Here is a 15799-nt window from a genome sequence, read left to right as displayed (position 1 = left end):
CTGTTTCCAGGGGATTTCCACGTCGTTCGCCGGTCGGGAAACTCCGTTGCACCGCATCCCCAGCATCGCCCAGGATTCCCTCATGAGCACGACGGGGGAGACCGCCCCGCGCGCGGTCACGGCGTCCACGGGGGTGGCGCCGTGAGCGCGCGTTTGCGGGGCATCGCACAGCAGACGGAGCAGATCGTCGCGGCCGGGTCCTACCGCACGTCCGACGGCCGCGAGGTGTCCCTCGCGGCGGCGGTCGGCGCGGCCAGGGACGGTACGCGGATGTACGGACCGGGGCCCGTCGAGGTGGCCGTCCCCGACCGGGGACGGACGGTCTTCGAGGTCACCGGCGAGAGCAGCCTGGAGGCCGCCCGCCGCCTCGGCGGTGAGGTCGCCGTGCTCAACTTCGCCTCCGCCCGCAACCCGGGCGGCGGCTATCTCAACGGCGCCCAGGCCCAGGAGGAGGCCCTGTGCCGGGCCTCCGCCCTGTACACCTGCCTGCTGCGGGCGCGCGAGTTCTACGACCACCACCGCGCCCACCGCGACCCGTTCTACACGGACCGCGTCGTCCACTCGCCCGGCGTGCCCGTCTTCCGCGACGACCGGGGCCGCCTGCTGGACGAGCCGTTCACGGCCGGATTCCTGACCTCGGCCGCACCCAACGCGGGTGTGGTGCTGCGCACGGCCCCGGAACGCGCCGCGGACCTGCCCGCCGCCCTCACCGTGCGCGCCGAGCGGGTCCTCGAGACGGCCGCGGCCCACGGGTACCGGCGGCTGGTGCTGGGCGCCTGGGGCTGCGGCGTGTTCCGCAACGACCCCGCCCGGGTGGCGGGCGCGTTCCGGACGCTGCTCGGTCCCGGCGGGCGATTCGCCGGTGCCTTCGAACGGGTGGCGTTCGGCATCCTGGACCGCACCCCGGGCGCCACCGTCCGGGCGGCCTTCGAGCACGCCTTCCCCGAAGGTGCCGGCCGTCCCGGTCAGCTCCAGCCGTAGCGCTCCCGCAGCCGCTGCCGTACGAGGTTGAAGCGCATCCGGTCCAGGGCGCACGCCTCGCGGCGCATCCCGGCGTCGTGCAGCCGCAGGACCCGGTCCACGTCCACCCAGGAGTCGCGCCCGGAGCGGTCCCACGGCCCGCTCCCGATCGGCACCCACCGGTGCGAGCCCCGGCTCCACTGGAGCGGCTTCGCCGCGCCCCCTGCTGCCCCGTCGTGCCGCTTGCTGGACAGCTGCACGGCCAGCACCGTCCCGGCATCCTCCCGGGCCACCACGAGCACGGGCCGGTCCTTGCCCCGGCCGTCCGCCTCCTCAAAGGGCACCCACGTCCAGACGATCTCGCCGGGATCGGGGTCGCCGTCGTGCGCGGGGGAGTACTCCGTCCGCACCCGGCCCACCTCCCGCGGGTCGGCCTCCGTGGTGGCGTAGGGTCCGTAACGGCCCGGGACCGTCCCGCCGTTGCTGTCGATGTCGTCGGTGAAGGCGCTCACGGCCGTACCGTACGCGACGGGCTCGCCCGGACGCGCGGGGACCCGCGTCCGGTGGCAGGCTGGGCCCCCGGGCCCGGCTCGCAGGAGCCCGGCCACCGGCGACATCGAGTCAGTACGAGGCAGAAAGCGACGTCATGACCGACCAGCTCACCGTGAGCGTCCTGGGCACCGGCATCATGGGTGCCGCGATGGCCCGCAACCTCGCCCGCGCCGGACACGCCGTCCGCGTCTGGAACCGCAGCCGGGACAAGGCCGAGCCACTGGCCGCCGACGGCGCGCACGTCGCCGAGAGCCCGGAGGAGGCCGTGGACGGCGCCGACGTCGTCCTCACGATGCTCTACGACGGCCCGGCCGCCCTCGACGTCATGCGGCGGGCCGCGCCCGGCCTGCGCCCCGGCACCGTGTGGGCGCAGTCCACCACCGCGGGCGTCGACGCGGTCGCCGACCTGGCCGCCTTCGCCCACGAGCACGGGCTCGTCTTCTTCGACGCCCCCGTCCTCGGCACCCGGCAGCCCGCCGAGGCCGGTCAACTGCTGGTGCTGGCCGCGGGTCCCGGCGAGGCGCGGGACAGGGTGGCGCCCGTGTTCGACGCCGTGGGCTCCCGCACCGTGTGGACCGGCGAGGACGGGGCGGCCGGCAGCGCGACCCGGCTGAAGCTGGTCGCCAACAGCTGGGTCCTCGCCGCCACCAACGCGGTCGGCGAGGTCCTGGCCCTGGCCAAGGCGCTGGGCGTGGACCCGGACGCCTTCTTCGACGCCGTCGCCGGCGGCCCGCTCGACATGGGCTACCTGCGTGCCAAGGCCGGCCTGATCCGCGACGGCGCGCTGACGCCGGCCCAGTTCGCCGTCACCACCGCCGAGAAGGACGCCCGCCTGATCGTCGAGGCCGGCGAGGCGAACGGCGTCCGGCTGGACCTCGCCGCGGCCGGTGCGCAGCGGTTCGCCCGCGCCGCCGCCCAGGGACACGGCGACGAGGACATGGCGGCGGCGTACTTCGCCAGTTTCGAGGAGAAGGCGACCGACTGAGCCCGCCCGGGGTACCGGGTGCACGAGACACCCCCACACCGGCACCGGAACCGGTGCCGGACCACACCGAACGTGAGGAGCCCGCATGTCCAAGCCGCCGCTGCCGCGCGAGGCCGTCGAACTGCTGCGCCGCCCCAACCCCTGCGTCATGGCCACCCTTCGCTCGGACGGCGCCCCCGTCTCCACGCCCACCTGGTACCTCTGGGACGACGACGGCCGCGTGCTGGTCAACCTCGACGCGGGCCGCGTGCGCCTCGGACACCTGCGCCGCGACCCGCGCGTCACCCTGACCGTCCTCGCGGGCGACGACTGGTACACACACGTCACCCTGATCGGCCGCGTCGCCGAGATGCGCGACGACGAGGACCTCTCCGGCATCGACCGGCTCTCCCGGCACTACACGGGCAACCCGTACCCGAACCGGGAGCGGCCCCGGGTCAGTGCCTGGATCGAGGTGGAGCGCTGGCACGGGTGGGGGGCGATGAAGGACAGCTCCCAGTCGGGCTGACGGCCGCCGTCTCCTCCCGGGCCGGGCGCCGGAACAGCGCGCCCGGCCACCAGAAACGGCGGCCCAGGTCGAGCGCGAGAGCGGGCACCAGCACCGTGCGCACCAGGAAGGTGTCCAAGAGGACGCCGATCCCCACCAGGACGCCCATCTGCGCCATGGTCACCAGCGGCAGTCCGGCGAAGACGGCGAAGGTCGCGGCGAGGACGACGCCGGCGGAGGTGATGACACCGCCGGTGCTGGTCAGGCCCTCCAGCACGCCCCGGGCGTGACCGAGCCGGGCGGTCTCCTCACGCACCCGGTGCATGAGGAAGATGTTGTAGTCGATGCCCAGGGCGACCAGGAACACGAAGCCCATCAGCGGAATCGACCAGTCGACCCCGGCGAAGCCCAGCACGTGTTCGAAGAGCAGGTTCGACGCGCCCAGCGCCGCCAGGTACGACAGCACGACGGTGGCCAGGAGCAGCAGCGGGGCGACCAGGGCGCGCAGCAGCCCGACCAGGACGGCCAGGACCACCAGGAGCACGATCGGAACGACCGTGGTCAGATCGCGGCCGGCGGCCCGCTGGGTGTCCAGGTACTGGGCGGTGGTGCCGCCGACGAGCGCCTCCGCGCCCGGCACCCGGTGCACGGCGTCCCGGAGGGCGTCGACCGTGTTTTTGGCACGCTCGCTGTCCGGGGTGTCCGCCAGGACGACCGACAGCTGGGTGCGGCCGCCGTCGGGCGTGCGGTCGCCTCCGGCCTCCACCCGGGCCACGCCCCTGACGTCCGCCGCGGCCCGCCGTACCGCGTCGGCGTGCGCCGTGGCGGTGACGATCTTCACCGGATCGGACGCGCCCGACGGGTAGTGCTCCGAGATCCGCTCCTGGGCGACGACGGACTCCGGCTTGTCCTGGAACATCTCCTCCTGGGTCAGCCCCATGGAGACGCCGGCCGTGCTGACCGCGAGGACACCGGTGACGGCCACCGACATCAGCCACGACCGGCGCGGGCGCCGGGCGACCGCGGACCCGATGCGCGACCACACCGTGCGCGACGCGCGGGCCGGTGTACCGGCCCGCGGCACGAAGGGCCAGAACACCCAGCGGCCGGTGACGACGAGAAGGGCCGGGAGCACGGTGACCATCGCCAGGAAGGCGCAGACCACGCCCACGGCGCCCACCAGTCCCAGCGAGCGCGAGGAGTTGATGTCGGCGAAGCCCAGACAGGCCAGGCCCGCCGCGATGGTGCCGGCCGACGCGAGGACCGCCGGACCCGAGCGGACCAGCGCGATGCGCATCGCCTCGTGCCGGTCGGCGAGGCGGTGCAACTCCTCGCGGTAGCGGGCGATGAGGAGCAGCGCGTAATCGGTGCCTACACCGAAGACGAGCACCATCAGCACGCCCGAACTCTGCGGGTCCACCGGCAGCCCGGCGTACCGGGCCAGCAGATAGGTTCCGACCTGGGTGAGGACGGCCGCGAAGCCCACGGAGAGCAGCGGCAGCAGCCACAGCACGGGGCTGCGGTACGTGATGAGCAGCAGGAGGGCCACCACCAGCCCGGTGGCGAGCATCAGGGTGGTGTCCAGGCTGTCGAAGACGGCGACCTGGTCGGTGAGCGAACCCGCCGGTCCGCCGACGACGACCTCCACGCCGGGCGGCGCGTTCACGCCCACGGACTCGCGCAGTTCGTCGATCGTGCCGGTGACGTCGTCGTCGCCGTCCAGCGGCACCACCGTCATCAGCGCCTTCCCGTCCTCGGACGGGATCGGCGGCGACACCTCCTCGCCCGCGGCGGCGTACCGGGCGAGGAGGTCCCGGTCGGCGGCCGCCTGCGCCTTCGCCCCCTCACCGGTGTGGACGACGACGGCGGGCACCAGTGTGTCCGTGCGGAACCTCTCCAGTTCCGTGTTGACCCGCGCGGACTCCGCGCCACGCGGCAGGAAGGCGTTGGCCCCCGTGTCCTCGACGTCGCCCAGCCGGCCGGCCAGCGGCCCCAGCGCGACGGCCACGATCAGCCAGACCGCCAGTACGTACCACTTGCCGCGCCGCCCACCGGGGGCACGGGCCACATGCCGCAACAGCGCACGCATGAGTAATCTCCTTCATGGGGAACGCGCCCGCCGGTCGCCGACCGGCGCCGGGGCGCACGGGACCCGCACCGCGGCGCTCAGGTGTGTCGGCCTGCCGCGGTGTACGGGACGGGTGTGTGTCTCGGGTACGACATCGATGCGATGCCGGGTGTGTTCCGCCGTGGTACGGCCGGGAGTTGCCGCTCCCGGCCGTACCCGTGCGGCGGCGCCTGCCGGCGGCGGCTATTCGATCTCGCGCATCATCTTCTCCATCGACCCGACCGCGAGCCGGGTCTGGGTCAGCTCGTCGAGGGTCTGCCGCTGCTCCTCCGCCGTGCGGCGCTGCAACTCCACCGTGTCCTCCAGGAGTCGGGCGTACCGCGTGGCGAGTTCCTTGTACTGCTCCTCGCGCGCCGCCAGCATCCGGGCCCGCCAGGTGGCGGCGACCTGCCAGACGATCACGATCATCAGGCCGAAGAACCCGGCCGCGCCCACGGCGCCGACCAGGACCCCCAGCTCCTCTCCCCCTGCGGCGAGACTCACCAGGTCCTCGTTCACTTCGCTTCCTCTTTCGCACTCCGGCCGGCGGTCCGGTCGGTCTCGGTGGTGTCGGTGATCGTCGCGGCCGCCTGCGCGACGACCCGCGGGGTGAGCTCGTAGAAGAACGGCGTGACGTCGAAGTACTTCACCGTCTTGCCGTCCTCCGCGACCTCGAGCGTGCCGGCGACCAGTCCCGCGGCCTCCAGCCGTTGCAGGTGCATGTGCAGCAGCGGACGGCCCATGCCGATCAGCCGGGCCAGCGCGCTGACGTAGTTCCGGCTCTCCATGAGTGCCGCGACGATCCGCATGCGGTGCGGGTTGCCGAGCGCGGAGAGCACCTTGAGCAACTCGTCACCGGTCGGTGCCGGAGGTGGGGCCTCGGGCATCGCACCCCTTTCCGTCGTACCTGTCAGGAAACGCTGACAGGGACCGCTGTCACCTGTCAAAGATTCCTGACACATATCAGGGACACATCAGGGACACGTCGGGGGTCCCTCGGGGGCGGACAAGGGGTGGGCCGGCGACGGGTCCGGGACGTAAGATCTCCGCGCGGCATCGCGTGTCGGTCACCGTCCGGGTGAGGCATGGAGGCGCCGCGGAGATGCCCCTGGAGGCATTGACCCGTGTCAGTCCAGTTCAACCACACCATCGTTCTCTCCCAGGACAGGGAGACGTCCGCCCACTTCCTCGCCGGGGTCCTCGGTCTCGAGGTCGGCGAACCGGCCGGGATGTTCCTGCCCGTGTCGACCGCCAACGGCGTCACCCTCGATTTCGCCACCGTCGACATCGACATCCCCGTGCAGCACTACGCGTTCCTCGTCTCCGAGGACGAGTTCGACGCCGTCCTCGCCCGCCTCGTCGAGGGCGGGATCCCCATCCAGGCCGACCCGCACGGCCGGCACCCGCGCCGGATCAACCGCAACGACGGCGGCCGGGGCGTGTACTTCACCGACCCCTCCGGGCACGGCATGGAAGTATTCACCCGCCCGTACGGCAGTGACCCGTCCTCGCCGCTGAACGGCGTCACCGAGGACGTGCCCGGGGCCCGCTGACCGTCGCCCCCGACACCGTCGCGCGTCCGTCCTCGGAACGGTTGTCAGACCCCCTGCGCATACTGGTGGCCTCGGCGTGCCGGATATGCGAGGGGGAGGCCCGTGCCGGACGGACCAACGGCCTGTGCGGCGCGGCCGTTGCGGGCTGTCTCTTCCTGTGCACGGGCCTCAGCGGCGGAAGAGTCGCGCTGACCGTCGAGGCGCACGGCACCGCGCCGCCCCACGAGGGCCGCTGGGAGGACGTGGTGGAGGCGTCGTTCCGGCCGCTGACCGCCTCGAGCGGTGCTTCCCGGACCTGGCGCGGACACGTCGCCGGGCGCGTGGGGCGGGGCGGCCGACGGCTCCGTCGCGTCCGCCGGGGCGGGAGAGGGCGGGTGCCCCGCGGGGGTGTGCGTGGCGTACCGGCCGGCGCGCTCGGCTCGGCGGATTCGTCGGTGCTCGGCCCGGGCTCCGGTGGAGGGGGCGAAGCGGGCGCGGAGGGCGAGCCTCATCCGTCGGCGGCCGGCTGGACCGGTGCGGGTGCCGGAGTGCGGGTCCGTCGTGGCAGCAGCAGCGGGGTCGCCAGCATCAGCAGGCCCGCGAGCGCGACCGCCGTACGCGTTCCGGTCAGGCCCGCCAGCAGACCCCACACCGCGGTCAGGGCGGCGGTCGTCAGCTTCCCGCTGATCGTCCAGGCGGACAGGGTGCGCGCCACCCTGTCCGCGGGCGTCAGCTCCAGCCGACGGGTCGCGAACACCGGGTTGTACACGCCCACGGAGGCGATCAGCCCGAACTCCACCACCATCACCAGGACCAGGCCCGCGGTCCCCGGGCCGACGAAGGCCAGCCCGACGGGCCAGCACACGCGCAGCACCCCGCTGACGACCAGCACCCGGTGCTCCCCGAAGCGCGCCACGAGCGGGCGGGCCAGCCGCGAGCCGACCAGCCCGCCCACGCACGGCACCGCGAAGGCGAGACCGTACTGCCAGGGAGCGAAACCCAACTCGCCCAGCATGAGCACGGCGAGCAGCGGCGCAGTGGCCATGATCAGCGCGTTGACCAGGACCGTGTTGAGGAACAGCGGACGCAGCACCGGCGAGGCGAGCACGTACCGCCAGCCGTCCAGCAGGTCGCCGGCGCGCAACCGGGCCGCCTCCGTGCGCCGCGGGCGCGGCTCCGCGCCGCCGATCGCACGGATTCCCAGCGCGGAGAGCAGGTAGCTCGCGGCGTCGACCGCGACCGTCACCACCGGGCCGAAGAGCCCGATCGCGGCCCCGCCGACCGGCGGCCCGAGCATGGTCGCGGTCCAGGTCGTCGCCTCGAACCGGCCGTTCGCGGTCAGCAGGTCCGGTGGGCGCACCAGGGCCTTGAGGCAGGCGGCGGAGGCGGCCCGGAACGTGATGTCGGCCGCGGCGACGACGACCGACACGACCAGCAACTGGGCGAAGCCGAGCCGTCCGAAGGCGTACGCGAGCGGCACGCTCAGCAGCACCGCGCACCGGACCAGGTCCGTCGCGACCATGACCGGCCGCTTGCGCCGGAACTCCACCCACGGCCCCAGCGGCACCGCCACGACGGCGCCCACCGCGAGACCCGCCGCAGCGAGCGCCGCCACCTGCCCCGGACCGGCGTCCAGCACCACGACCGCGATCAACGGAAAGGCGTCGAAGGCGAGCCGCGTGCCGAACGTGCTGACGGCGTACGCCGCCCACAGCCACCGGAACCCCCTCCCCAGCGACCCGCCGCCCACCACATCCGACTCGACCGCACCCGACTCCGTCACGCCCGACATCAAAGCGATCCGGGCCGGACGGATCAAACAACCGGCCGGGCGGCGGGTACAACCGATCGTTGTGCACGCGCCTCCGGATTGCCCTACCGGGTCAGCAGCGCGCGCAGCGCCCCGGCGACCTCGTCCGGCGCCTCCTCCGCCATGAAGTGCCCGCAGCCCACGGTCTCGTGCCGCAGGTCCGGCGCCCACGCCCGCCACAGCGCGGCGGCGTCGTAGCCCAGAGCGGCGCCCCAGTCCTGCTGGAGGACGGTGACCGGCATCCGCAGCCGGTTGCCGTGCTCCCGGTCCGCCCGGTCGTGGTCCACGTCGATGCCGGCCGACGCCCGGTAGTCGGCCACGATGGAGGGCACCGCCTCGCGGGACGCCTTGAGGTAGGCGGCCCGGACGTCGGCCGGCAGGGCGTCCGGATCCCGGGTCCACAGGTCGAGGAAGTGGCCGAAGAACGCGTCCGGCGCGGCGCCGATCAGCTCCTCGGGGAGGCCCGGCGGCTGCGCCATCAGGTACAGGTGGAAGCCCACCGCGGCCGTCGTGCCGTGCAGGACGTCCCACATGTCCAGCGTCGGCAGCACGTCCAGCGCGGCCAGGTGGGTCACCGCGTCGGGGTGGTCGAGCCCGGCGCGCACCGCGACCAGCGCGCCCCGGTCGTGACCGGCCAGCGCGAACCGCTCGTGCCCCAGCTCCCGGGCCAGGGCCACCACGTCGGCGGCCATGGCCCGCTTGGCGTACGCGGTGCCGTCCGGGTCGGCGGGCTTGTCGCTGGCGCCGTAACCGCGCAGGTCGGGGCAGATGACCGTGTGGTCCGCGGCCAGGTCGGCGGCGACGTGCCGCCACATCAGGTGGGTCTGGGGGAATCCGTGCAGCAGTACGACGGGGCTGCCGGTGCCGCCGACGGCCACGTGCAGGTCCACGCCGTCGGCGACCGTCACACGGTCGTGGGTGAAGCCGGGGATGGTGGGTTCCATGGTGGTCGGTGCCTCTTTCTCGCTGTTCGCGTCACAGGTCCTCGTGACGTCCTCGAGCCTCCCGCGGGCGAATCAGCAACCGATCAGCACGCCGAGCGGCGACCGAGCGGCGACCGAGCGGCGACCGAGCGGTGCCCGGCCGGGCACCGGCCCGTACGCGTACCGTGGTGAGCGCACGAACGGTGGTGGATCGGAGCGGACGGAACACGGGACATGGACGCGGTCACGTTCGGTGTGCTCGGCGCCGTCACCGCCGGGCGAGGCCCGCACCCGCTCGCCCTCAAGGGCCCGAGGCACCGCGCCGTGCTCGCCCGGCTGATCCTGGCGAGGCGGCGGGTCGTCCCGGTCGCCCGCCTGGTCGAGGACCTGTGGGAGACACCGCCGCCGCGGGCCGTCGGAGCGGTGCGCACCTTCGTGGGGGACCTGCGCCGCGCCCTGGAACCCGACCGCCCGCCGCGCGCCCCGGCCCGCCTGCTGGTCACCGAGGGCCCGGGATACGCCCTGCGCGCCGCGCCGGACGCCGTGGACGCCTGGCGCTTCGAGACCGCCGTCGCCGAGGCCGACCGGCTGCCCGCCGCCCAGGCACCCGACCGGCTGCGGGCGGCCCTGGGGGAGTGGCGGGGGCCCGCGTACGCCGAGTTCGGCACCGAGGACTGGGCCCGGGGGGAGCGCTCCAGGCTCACCGAACTGCGGCTGCGCGCCGTCGAACGCCGCGCGGAGCTGCTGGTGGAACTGGGCCGCGCCGCCGAGGCGGTCCCCGACCTCGACGCCCACCTCACCGAGCACCCCTGGCGCGAGGAGTCCTGGCGCCTGCTCGCGCTCGCCCTGTACCGGACCGGGCGGCAGGCGGACGCCCTCGCCGTGCTGCGCCGGGCCCGCGCCCTGCTGGCCGGCCGGCTGGGCATCGATCCGGGGCCCCGGCTGCGCCGCCTGGAGGCCGGCATCCTGGCCCAGGACCCGGACCTGGACCCGCCGGGCGAACCGGCGGACGCGGCGGCCCGGCTGTGGGCCCGCGCCACCGAGGCGTACGACCGCACCGTCGCCGCCGGCGCCCGGGCCCGCCTGGAGTCCACCGTCGGCCTGCTGCGGAGCCTCGCGGTCACCGGCGGCGGTGGCCTGGAGGCCGCCCGGGAACACCGGACGGCGGTGGTCCAGGCGGCGGAGGAGACCGGCGACGCGGACCTCGCGGCCCGGGTGATCGGCGCCTACGACGTCCCCGCCAACTGGACCCGCAGCGACGACCCCGAACTGGCCCGGCGGATCGTCGAGGCCGCCGAACGCACCCTCGTCGTCCTGCCCGACACCCCGTCCGCCGACGCGGCACGTTGCCGCCTGCTGGCCACCGTCGCCCTCGAGTCGCGGGGCGTGCGCTCCCCGCGCGGGCCGCAGGCGGCCGCCGAGGCCGAGGACATCGCCCGCCGCCTGGACGACCCCGCGCTGCTCGCGTTCGCCCTCAACGGCGTCTTCATGCAGTCCTGCACCCGCGCCGGGCTGGCGCCGCGCCGCGACGCGATCGGCGCCGAACTCGTCACTCTCGGACTGCGGCACGGCCTGGTCAACCACGAGGTGCTCGGCCACCTGATCCGGCTCCAGGCCCGCGCGGCCCTCGCCGACCTCACCGCCGCCGACGAGCACGCCAGGGCCGCGGACCGCCTCGCGGAGCGGCACGAACGCCCCCTGGTGGCCGTCTTCACCGCCTGGTACCGGGCTCTGCGCGAGGCCGTCCGCGCCGACTCGTCCCCCGCCCCCTCCGACTCGCCCGACTCCTCCGGCAGCACCCAGGACGGCGCCGAGGCCGCCTACCGGTCGGCCGCCGCACGGCTCGACGGCGCCGGGATGCCGGGTCTGGAACGCGGACTGCTGCCCCTCGCGCTGCTCGGCCTGCGCCTGTCCCGCGGCCGACCGGCGCAGGTGGACCCGCGCGCGGACTGGGGACCGTACCGGCCCTGGGCCGAGCCGTTCGCCCTCCTGGCCGAAGGCCGCGACACCGAGGCCCGCGGCGCCCTGCGGGCCCTGCCCGAACCCCCGCCCGACCTCCTCTACGAGGCCCTGTGCTGCGCCGAGGCAGCGCTCGCCCTCGCCCTCGGCGACCGCCCGGCGCTGCGGCGGACGTACGACAGGCTGCTGCCCGCGGCCGGCGAACTCGCGGGCGCGGGCAGCGGACTGCTCACGTTCGGACCGGTCGACGGGTGGCTCGCCGCGATCCGCCGGGCGCTGGAGGCGTGACGGCGGGAGAGCGAGGCGGCGAGACCGCCGGCGTCACGCTTGCTCCCGTACCGCCGTCGGTTCCCCGGCGTCCCCGACGCGAGTCGGGGACGGTGCGCCACGCGGACCGGGGTTGCCCGGGCCCGCCCCGGGTACCCGCCCGGCCATGAAGTGGCAGCAGGTGCAGGACGGTCCGTCCGCGGTGTACGTGGCGGTGCTCGACCCCGGCGAGGACCCGGTCGCCGAGCTCACCGCCTTCGCCCGCGACCGGTCGCTCGGGGCCTCCCAGGTGACCGCCGTGGGCGCCTTCTCCCAAGCGGTCGTCGGCTGGTTCGACCGGCAGGCCAAGGACTACCGGCCCATCCCGGTGGACGAACAGTGCGAGGTGCTGTCGCTCATCGGGGACATCGCCGTCGCCGACGACGGACCGACCCCGCACCTGCACGCCGTACTGGGCCTGTCCGACGGCTCCACGCGCGGCGGCCACCTGCTGTCCGGCCGGGTCTGGCCGACGCTGGAGGTGGTCGTGCGGGACAGCCCGGCCGAGCTGGCCAAGACCCACCGCCCCGACATCGGCCTGGCCCTGATCGACCTGGGCTGAACCGGGCGTCGCGGGACGGTTTACCGGCCCGGGTGCGGGCTACGCGGCCCGCAGGCAGTCCCGTACCGACACCCCCGGGAGGCGCGAGATGACACGGAGCGTCCGAGACGTGATGTCGCCGGCGACGGTCGCCGTCGAGCCCATGACGACGGTGGCGCGGGCGGCCCGGCTGATGCGCGAGGAGGACGTCGGCGACGTCCTCGTGACCTACGACTGCGACCTGTTCGGCGTGCTCACCGACCGCGACATCGTGCTCCGCAGCGTCGCCGACGGCCGCGACCCGGACGCCACGACCGTCGGCGCGGTGTGCACACCCCCGCCCGTGGTCACCCTCGAACCCGACGACACCACCGACCGCGCCGCCGAGCTGATGCGCCGTCACGCCGTGCGCCGGCTCCCCGTCGTCGAGCACGGCGGCGTCCCGGTCGGCGTGGTCACCCTCGGCGACCTCGCCACCACCGACGACCCGCACTCCGCGCTCGCGGACATCAGCCGGGCCGCACCCGGACACTGAAGCGCGGCCACCCGAGCCCGGCCGAAGACGCACGGGCACCGACACCCCGAGCACCGGGGAGGAACGGCATGAACGACCGACGGAGCCCGCACCGGGCCACGGAACCCGCCCCCCGTTCCCGCTCCGGCACGGTCGGCCGCCACCACCCGCGCACCGGCACCGAACCGGTCCGCGCGCAGAGCGCCCTGCGGCTGAGACTGCTGCTGTCGGCGGTCTTCCTGCCGCTCTTCCTCGCGGGGGCCGCCTACTTCGGCCAGTGGGCGGCCGGCACCGGCACCGGCGACAGTCCGGGCCGCGGCATGCTCGTGGTCATCGCCGTGGTGTGCGCAGCGCTCGCCCTCCTCGCGGCAGCCGACCTGCTGGTGGTGATCCGCCGGCTGCGGAGCGAACGCGGCACCCCCGTACCGCACTGATTCCCAGGACCCGAGCAGGGGAGGGAGACGGAGGAAGCGACATGGCTCCCACGGCACGCACACCCGCGGCACGCACCCGGGACGACCGCCGTGCCGCCACCCGCACCGCACGGCTGCGCAGCCGGATCCCCGAACCGGACGAGGAACCCGACCTGCTCGGCCAGTACCTGACCCAGATCGGCGCCACACCCCTGCTGAGTGCCGAGGACGAGGTCCGGCTCGCCACCCGTATCGAGGCCGGCGTCCGGGCCAGGGAGGAACTGGAGGCGGCCGACACCGGCGAGCCCGTCCCCGCGCCCGGACGGCGCCGCGCGCTGGAGGAGACGGTCCACGACGGCCAGGAGGCCAAGGACCACATGGTGCGGGCCAACCTCCGGCTCGTCGTGTCGATGGCCAAGCGCCACGCCCACCGCGGTCTGCCCCTCCTCGACGTCATCCAGGAGGGCAACCTGGGACTCATCCGGGCCGTGGAGAAGTTCGACCACACCAAGGGCTTCAAATTCTCCACGTACGCCACCTGGTGGATCCGCCAGGCCATCGAGCGGGGCCTGGCCACCCACGCGCGCACGGTACGGCTGCCCGTCCACGTCGTGGAGCAGCTCCAGAAGCTCGCCAAGGTGGAACGCAAGCTCCGCGCGGGCCTCGACCGCGAGCCGACCACCGAGGAGGTCGCCGCCGAGAGCGGCATCGACGCGGACAAGGTCGTCTGGCTGCGCCGGGTCGGACGGGACGCGGTCAGCCTGGACACCCCCGTGGACGAGACCGGAGACACCGTCGTCGGCGATCTCATCCCCGACACCGAGGTGCTGCGGGCACCCGAGGTCGCCGAGTTCCAGGCGCTGGCGGCGGAACTGCGGGAGGCCGTCGGCACCCTCGCACCCCGCGAGTCCCTGATCCTCAGCCTGCGCTACGGCCTCCACGACGGCCGCCCGCGCACCCTGCAGCAGGTCGCCCAGCACGTGGGCCTCACCCGGGAACGGGTCCGCCAGCTCGAGAAGGCCTCCCTCGCCCACCTGCGCGCCCCCGAGAACCGGGAACGCCTCGTCGACTGGGCGAGCTGACCCCCGACTGGGCGAGCCGACCCCCACGGGCCGGTGTCTGCCCCTCGGAGCGGTCCAGGGCGTCAGCCGGACTGCTCCGTCCGCAGCCGGGCCCCCTGCCGCAGCAGCTCGCGCTGGACCAGCCGGTAGGGCAGCCCACGCGGCCCGCGCCCGTGCCGGACGGTCAGCGCCGCGCACACCCCGGCCGCGTGCCCGGTGGCCATGGCGATGGGCATCACCCGGTACGACGAGTGCGCGACGTGCGTCCCGGAGATGCAGCGCCCCGCGACCAGCAGCCGGTCGGTGTCCCGGGGCAGCAGGCAGCGCAGCGGGATGTCGTAGAAGCTGCCCCGCGGCACCCGCTTGAGGACGGTGCCGGAACCGCGCGGGTTGTGGATGTCGACCGGATAGGCGCCGTGCGCGATCACGTCCGGGAAGGTGCGCGCCCCCAGGATGTCGTGGCCGGTCAGCTGGTAGTCGCCGAGCACCCGCCGGCTCTCCCGCACACCGACGTGCGTACCGCTCTGCACCACGTACGACTCCTCGAAGCCGGGTACGCGGGTGCGCAGGAAGCGGTCGATCTGCGCCAGCTGGCGCCGGGCCGTGTACTCGGCGCGGGTGAGGTCCCAGACACTGGTGCCGAGAACGCGGTTCACCCGGGTGCTGTTGACGGCGACCTCCCTCGGATGCGGGGTCGCGAAGAAGAGGATGTCCTCGCGCGGCAGCCGCAGTTCGCCGCCCGCCCTGGCCTCCTCGATCAGGTCCCACAGCCCGTGCACGCCCCGCCACTGGTCGGGATGCTCGCGCACATAGGCGGCGAAGTCCGGCCGGGCGAAGTCGGCGACGCGGAACATCAGCGTCATGGGCTGCACCAGTCCGTCCTCGGGCCGGCCGATCTCGTACGGCGCCCCGCAGGCCGTCGCCACGTCGCCGTCGCCCGTGCCGTCCACGACCACCCCCGCGTCGATCACCACCGGTCCCGACTTGGTCTCGAACACCACTCGCCAGCCCGAGCCGTCCTCCAGCGGCAGCGCGCCGGAGGCGAACGAGTGGAACAGCATCCGCACCCCCGACTCGTCCATCATCTCCAGCAGGGAGAGCTTGAACAGCTCCGGGTCGAAGGGGACCGTGTACCCGGTCTTCGGGGAGGGCGGCAGACAGCCGCCGCGGCCCATGAGCCGGTCGAGCAGCTGCCACAGGACGCCGGCCACCACCGGCTCGCCCTCTCCGTGGTCGGTGGGCAGCAGCCGCGAGGTGTCCCCGGCCTCGGTGAACGCGGCCTGCTTGTGTTCGTTGTGGAACGACATCAGCGGCATCACCAGCGCCACGGTCGCGTTGCCGCCGAGGAAGCCGTACCGCTCCACCAGCACGGTGTCGGCCCCGGCGTCGGCCGCGCCGACCGCGGCCGCGAACCCGGCGGGACCGCCGCCCACCACCAGGACGTCGCAGCGGCCTCCGTGTCCGGCCGACCGGGGCGGCAGCGTGACGGTGCGGGACTCGCGGGGCTCTTCCAGGATCGGCATCGCAGACCTCCGGGTCAGGCACTCAACGGCCGCGGCTCGGCCCGGTACGACCTGCCGTCCGCCGGGCCGCCGTCGACGAGGCCGTCCCCCGTGGGGCCGCCGCCGGCCGGGTCGCCGTCCGCGGGG

At 74.6% G+C, this 15799-nt stretch carries 16 protein-coding genes; 9 read left to right on the top strand and 7 right to left on the bottom strand.

Annotation, left to right across the window (positions count from 1 at the left end):
- The first annotated feature begins 141 nt into the window (after positions 1-141).
- Positions 142-981 (top strand): TIGR02452 family protein, encoded by an 840-nt coding sequence (locus NI25_RS03150; RefSeq protein WP_061440953.1) that lies wholly within the window; start codon positions 142-144, stop codon positions 979-981.
- On the opposite strand, the gene NI25_RS03145 is transcribed toward NI25_RS03150, so the two are convergent.
- Complete coding sequence (locus NI25_RS03145; RefSeq protein ID WP_061440952.1) at positions 966-1472, bottom strand: type II toxin-antitoxin system PemK/MazF family toxin; 507 nt, start codon at positions 1470-1472, stop codon at positions 966-968. The two genes, NI25_RS03150 and NI25_RS03145, sit on opposite strands and share 16 nt — an antisense overlap.
- 134 nt (positions 1473-1606) lie before the next feature.
- Between NI25_RS03145 and NI25_RS03140 the strand changes: the two genes are divergently transcribed.
- A complete protein-coding gene (locus NI25_RS03140; RefSeq protein ID WP_061440951.1) occupies positions 1607-2497 on the top strand; it encodes an NAD(P)-dependent oxidoreductase in 891 nt (296 codons plus the stop codon).
- 85 nt (positions 2498-2582) lie between these two features.
- A complete protein-coding gene (locus NI25_RS03135) occupies positions 2583-3005 on the top strand; it encodes a PPOX class F420-dependent oxidoreductase (RefSeq protein ID WP_061440950.1) in 423 nt (140 codons plus the stop codon).
- On the opposite strand, the gene NI25_RS37185 is transcribed toward NI25_RS03135, so the two are convergent.
- The 3 genes from NI25_RS37185 to NI25_RS03120 all read right to left on the bottom strand — a co-directional run bounded on the left by NI25_RS37185 (position 2935) and on the right by NI25_RS03120 (position 5978).
- Positions 2935-5073, bottom strand: coding sequence for an MMPL family transporter (locus tag NI25_RS37185; protein WP_078884486.1), 2139 nt, complete (start codon positions 5071-5073; stop codon positions 2935-2937). The two genes, NI25_RS03135 and NI25_RS37185, sit on opposite strands and share 71 nt — an antisense overlap.
- A 222-nt stretch (positions 5074-5295) precedes the next feature.
- Entirely contained in the window at positions 5296-5610 is a 315-nt protein-coding gene (locus NI25_RS03125; RefSeq protein WP_061440949.1) for a hypothetical protein, read from the bottom strand.
- Complete coding sequence (locus NI25_RS03120) at positions 5607-5978, bottom strand: ArsR/SmtB family transcription factor (protein WP_061440948.1); 372 nt, start codon at positions 5976-5978, stop codon at positions 5607-5609. The genes NI25_RS03125 and NI25_RS03120 overlap by 4 nt, the downstream gene beginning before the upstream one ends.
- A 237-nt stretch (positions 5979-6215) precedes the next feature.
- On the opposite strand from NI25_RS03120, the gene NI25_RS03115 reads away from it, so the two are divergent.
- Complete coding sequence (locus NI25_RS03115; RefSeq protein WP_061440947.1) at positions 6216-6644, top strand: VOC family protein; 429 nt, start codon at positions 6216-6218, stop codon at positions 6642-6644.
- 487 nt (positions 6645-7131) lie between these two features.
- Here NI25_RS03115 and NI25_RS03110 read toward each other — a convergent pair whose 3' ends face one another.
- Positions 7132-8415, bottom strand: coding sequence for an MFS transporter (locus NI25_RS03110; RefSeq protein WP_078884485.1), 1284 nt, complete (start codon positions 8413-8415; stop codon positions 7132-7134).
- A gap of 83 nt (positions 8416-8498) precedes the next feature.
- A complete protein-coding gene (locus NI25_RS03105) occupies positions 8499-9377 on the bottom strand; it encodes an alpha/beta fold hydrolase (RefSeq protein WP_061440946.1) in 879 nt (292 codons plus the stop codon).
- A gap of 213 nt (positions 9378-9590) precedes the next feature.
- Between NI25_RS03105 and NI25_RS03100 the strand changes: the two genes are divergently transcribed.
- From NI25_RS03100 to NI25_RS03080, 5 genes are all read left to right on the top strand, one after another.
- Entirely contained in the window at positions 9591-11603 is a 2013-nt protein-coding gene (locus NI25_RS03100; RefSeq protein ID WP_061440945.1) for an AfsR/SARP family transcriptional regulator, read from the top strand.
- A gap of 145 nt (positions 11604-11748) precedes the next feature.
- The gene (locus tag NI25_RS03095; RefSeq protein WP_061440944.1) at positions 11749-12183 is read left to right on the top strand and encodes a PPC domain-containing DNA-binding protein; all 435 of its coding nucleotides are present in this window, start codon (positions 11749-11751) and stop codon (positions 12181-12183) included.
- A gap of 88 nt (positions 12184-12271) precedes the next feature.
- A complete protein-coding gene (locus tag NI25_RS03090; RefSeq protein WP_061440943.1) occupies positions 12272-12697 on the top strand; it encodes a CBS domain-containing protein in 426 nt (141 codons plus the stop codon).
- A gap of 68 nt (positions 12698-12765) precedes the next feature.
- Positions 12766-13110, top strand: a complete 345-nt coding sequence (locus NI25_RS03085; RefSeq protein ID WP_199560806.1) for a DUF6343 family protein — start codon at positions 12766-12768, stop codon at positions 13108-13110.
- Positions 13111-13151: 41 nt separating this feature from the next.
- On the top strand, positions 13152-14171 hold the full coding sequence (locus tag NI25_RS03080) for a sigma-70 family RNA polymerase sigma factor (RefSeq protein ID WP_061440942.1): 1020 nt from the start codon (positions 13152-13154) through the stop codon (positions 14169-14171).
- 62 nt (positions 14172-14233) lie between these two features.
- On the opposite strand, the gene NI25_RS03075 is transcribed toward NI25_RS03080, so the two are convergent.
- The gene (locus tag NI25_RS03075) at positions 14234-15673 is read right to left on the bottom strand and encodes an FAD-dependent oxidoreductase (protein WP_061440941.1); all 1440 of its coding nucleotides are present in this window, start codon (positions 15671-15673) and stop codon (positions 14234-14236) included.
- Positions 15674-15799 lie beyond the last annotated feature (126 nt).

Origin of the sequence: Streptomyces sp. CCM_MD2014, assembly GCF_000772045.1 — a bacterium.
Taxonomy (GTDB): domain Bacteria; phylum Actinomycetota; class Actinomycetes; order Streptomycetales; family Streptomycetaceae; genus Streptomyces; species Streptomyces salinarius.
This window is presented reverse-complemented; position numbering and strand designations above follow the sequence as displayed.

What these genes read in the sequence shown, in the direction of transcription:
- NI25_RS03140 (WP_061440951.1), top strand. Translation starts at nt 1,607, where the DNA reads ATGACCGACCAGCTCACCGTGAGCGTCCTGGGCACCGGCATCATGGGT.
- NI25_RS03135 (WP_061440950.1), top strand. Translation starts at nt 2,583, where the DNA reads ATGTCCAAGCCGCCGCTGCCGCGCGAGGCCGTCGAACTGCTGCGCCGC.
- NI25_RS37185 (WP_078884486.1), bottom strand. Translation starts at nt 5,073, where the DNA reads ATGCGTGCGCTGTTGCGGCATGTGGCCCGTGCCCCCGGTGGGCGGCGC.
- NI25_RS03120 (WP_061440948.1), bottom strand. Translation starts at nt 5,978, where the DNA reads ATGCCCGAGGCCCCACCTCCGGCACCGACCGGTGACGAGTTGCTCAAG.
- NI25_RS03110 (WP_078884485.1), bottom strand. Translation starts at nt 8,415, where the DNA reads ATGTCGGGCGTGACGGAGTCGGGTGCGGTCGAGTCGGATGTGGTGGGC.
- NI25_RS03105 (WP_061440946.1), bottom strand. Translation starts at nt 9,377, where the DNA reads ATGGAACCCACCATCCCCGGCTTCACCCACGACCGTGTGACGGTCGCC.
- NI25_RS03100 (WP_061440945.1), top strand. Translation starts at nt 9,591, where the DNA reads ATGGACGCGGTCACGTTCGGTGTGCTCGGCGCCGTCACCGCCGGGCGA.
- NI25_RS03095 (WP_061440944.1), top strand. Translation starts at nt 11,749, where the DNA reads ATGAAGTGGCAGCAGGTGCAGGACGGTCCGTCCGCGGTGTACGTGGCG.
- NI25_RS03090 (WP_061440943.1), top strand. Translation starts at nt 12,272, where the DNA reads ATGACACGGAGCGTCCGAGACGTGATGTCGCCGGCGACGGTCGCCGTC.
- NI25_RS03085 (WP_199560806.1), top strand. Translation starts at nt 12,766, where the DNA reads ATGAACGACCGACGGAGCCCGCACCGGGCCACGGAACCCGCCCCCCGT.
- NI25_RS03080 (WP_061440942.1), top strand. Translation starts at nt 13,152, where the DNA reads ATGGCTCCCACGGCACGCACACCCGCGGCACGCACCCGGGACGACCGC.
- NI25_RS03075 (WP_061440941.1), bottom strand. Translation starts at nt 15,673, where the DNA reads ATGCCGATCCTGGAAGAGCCCCGCGAGTCCCGCACCGTCACGCTGCCG.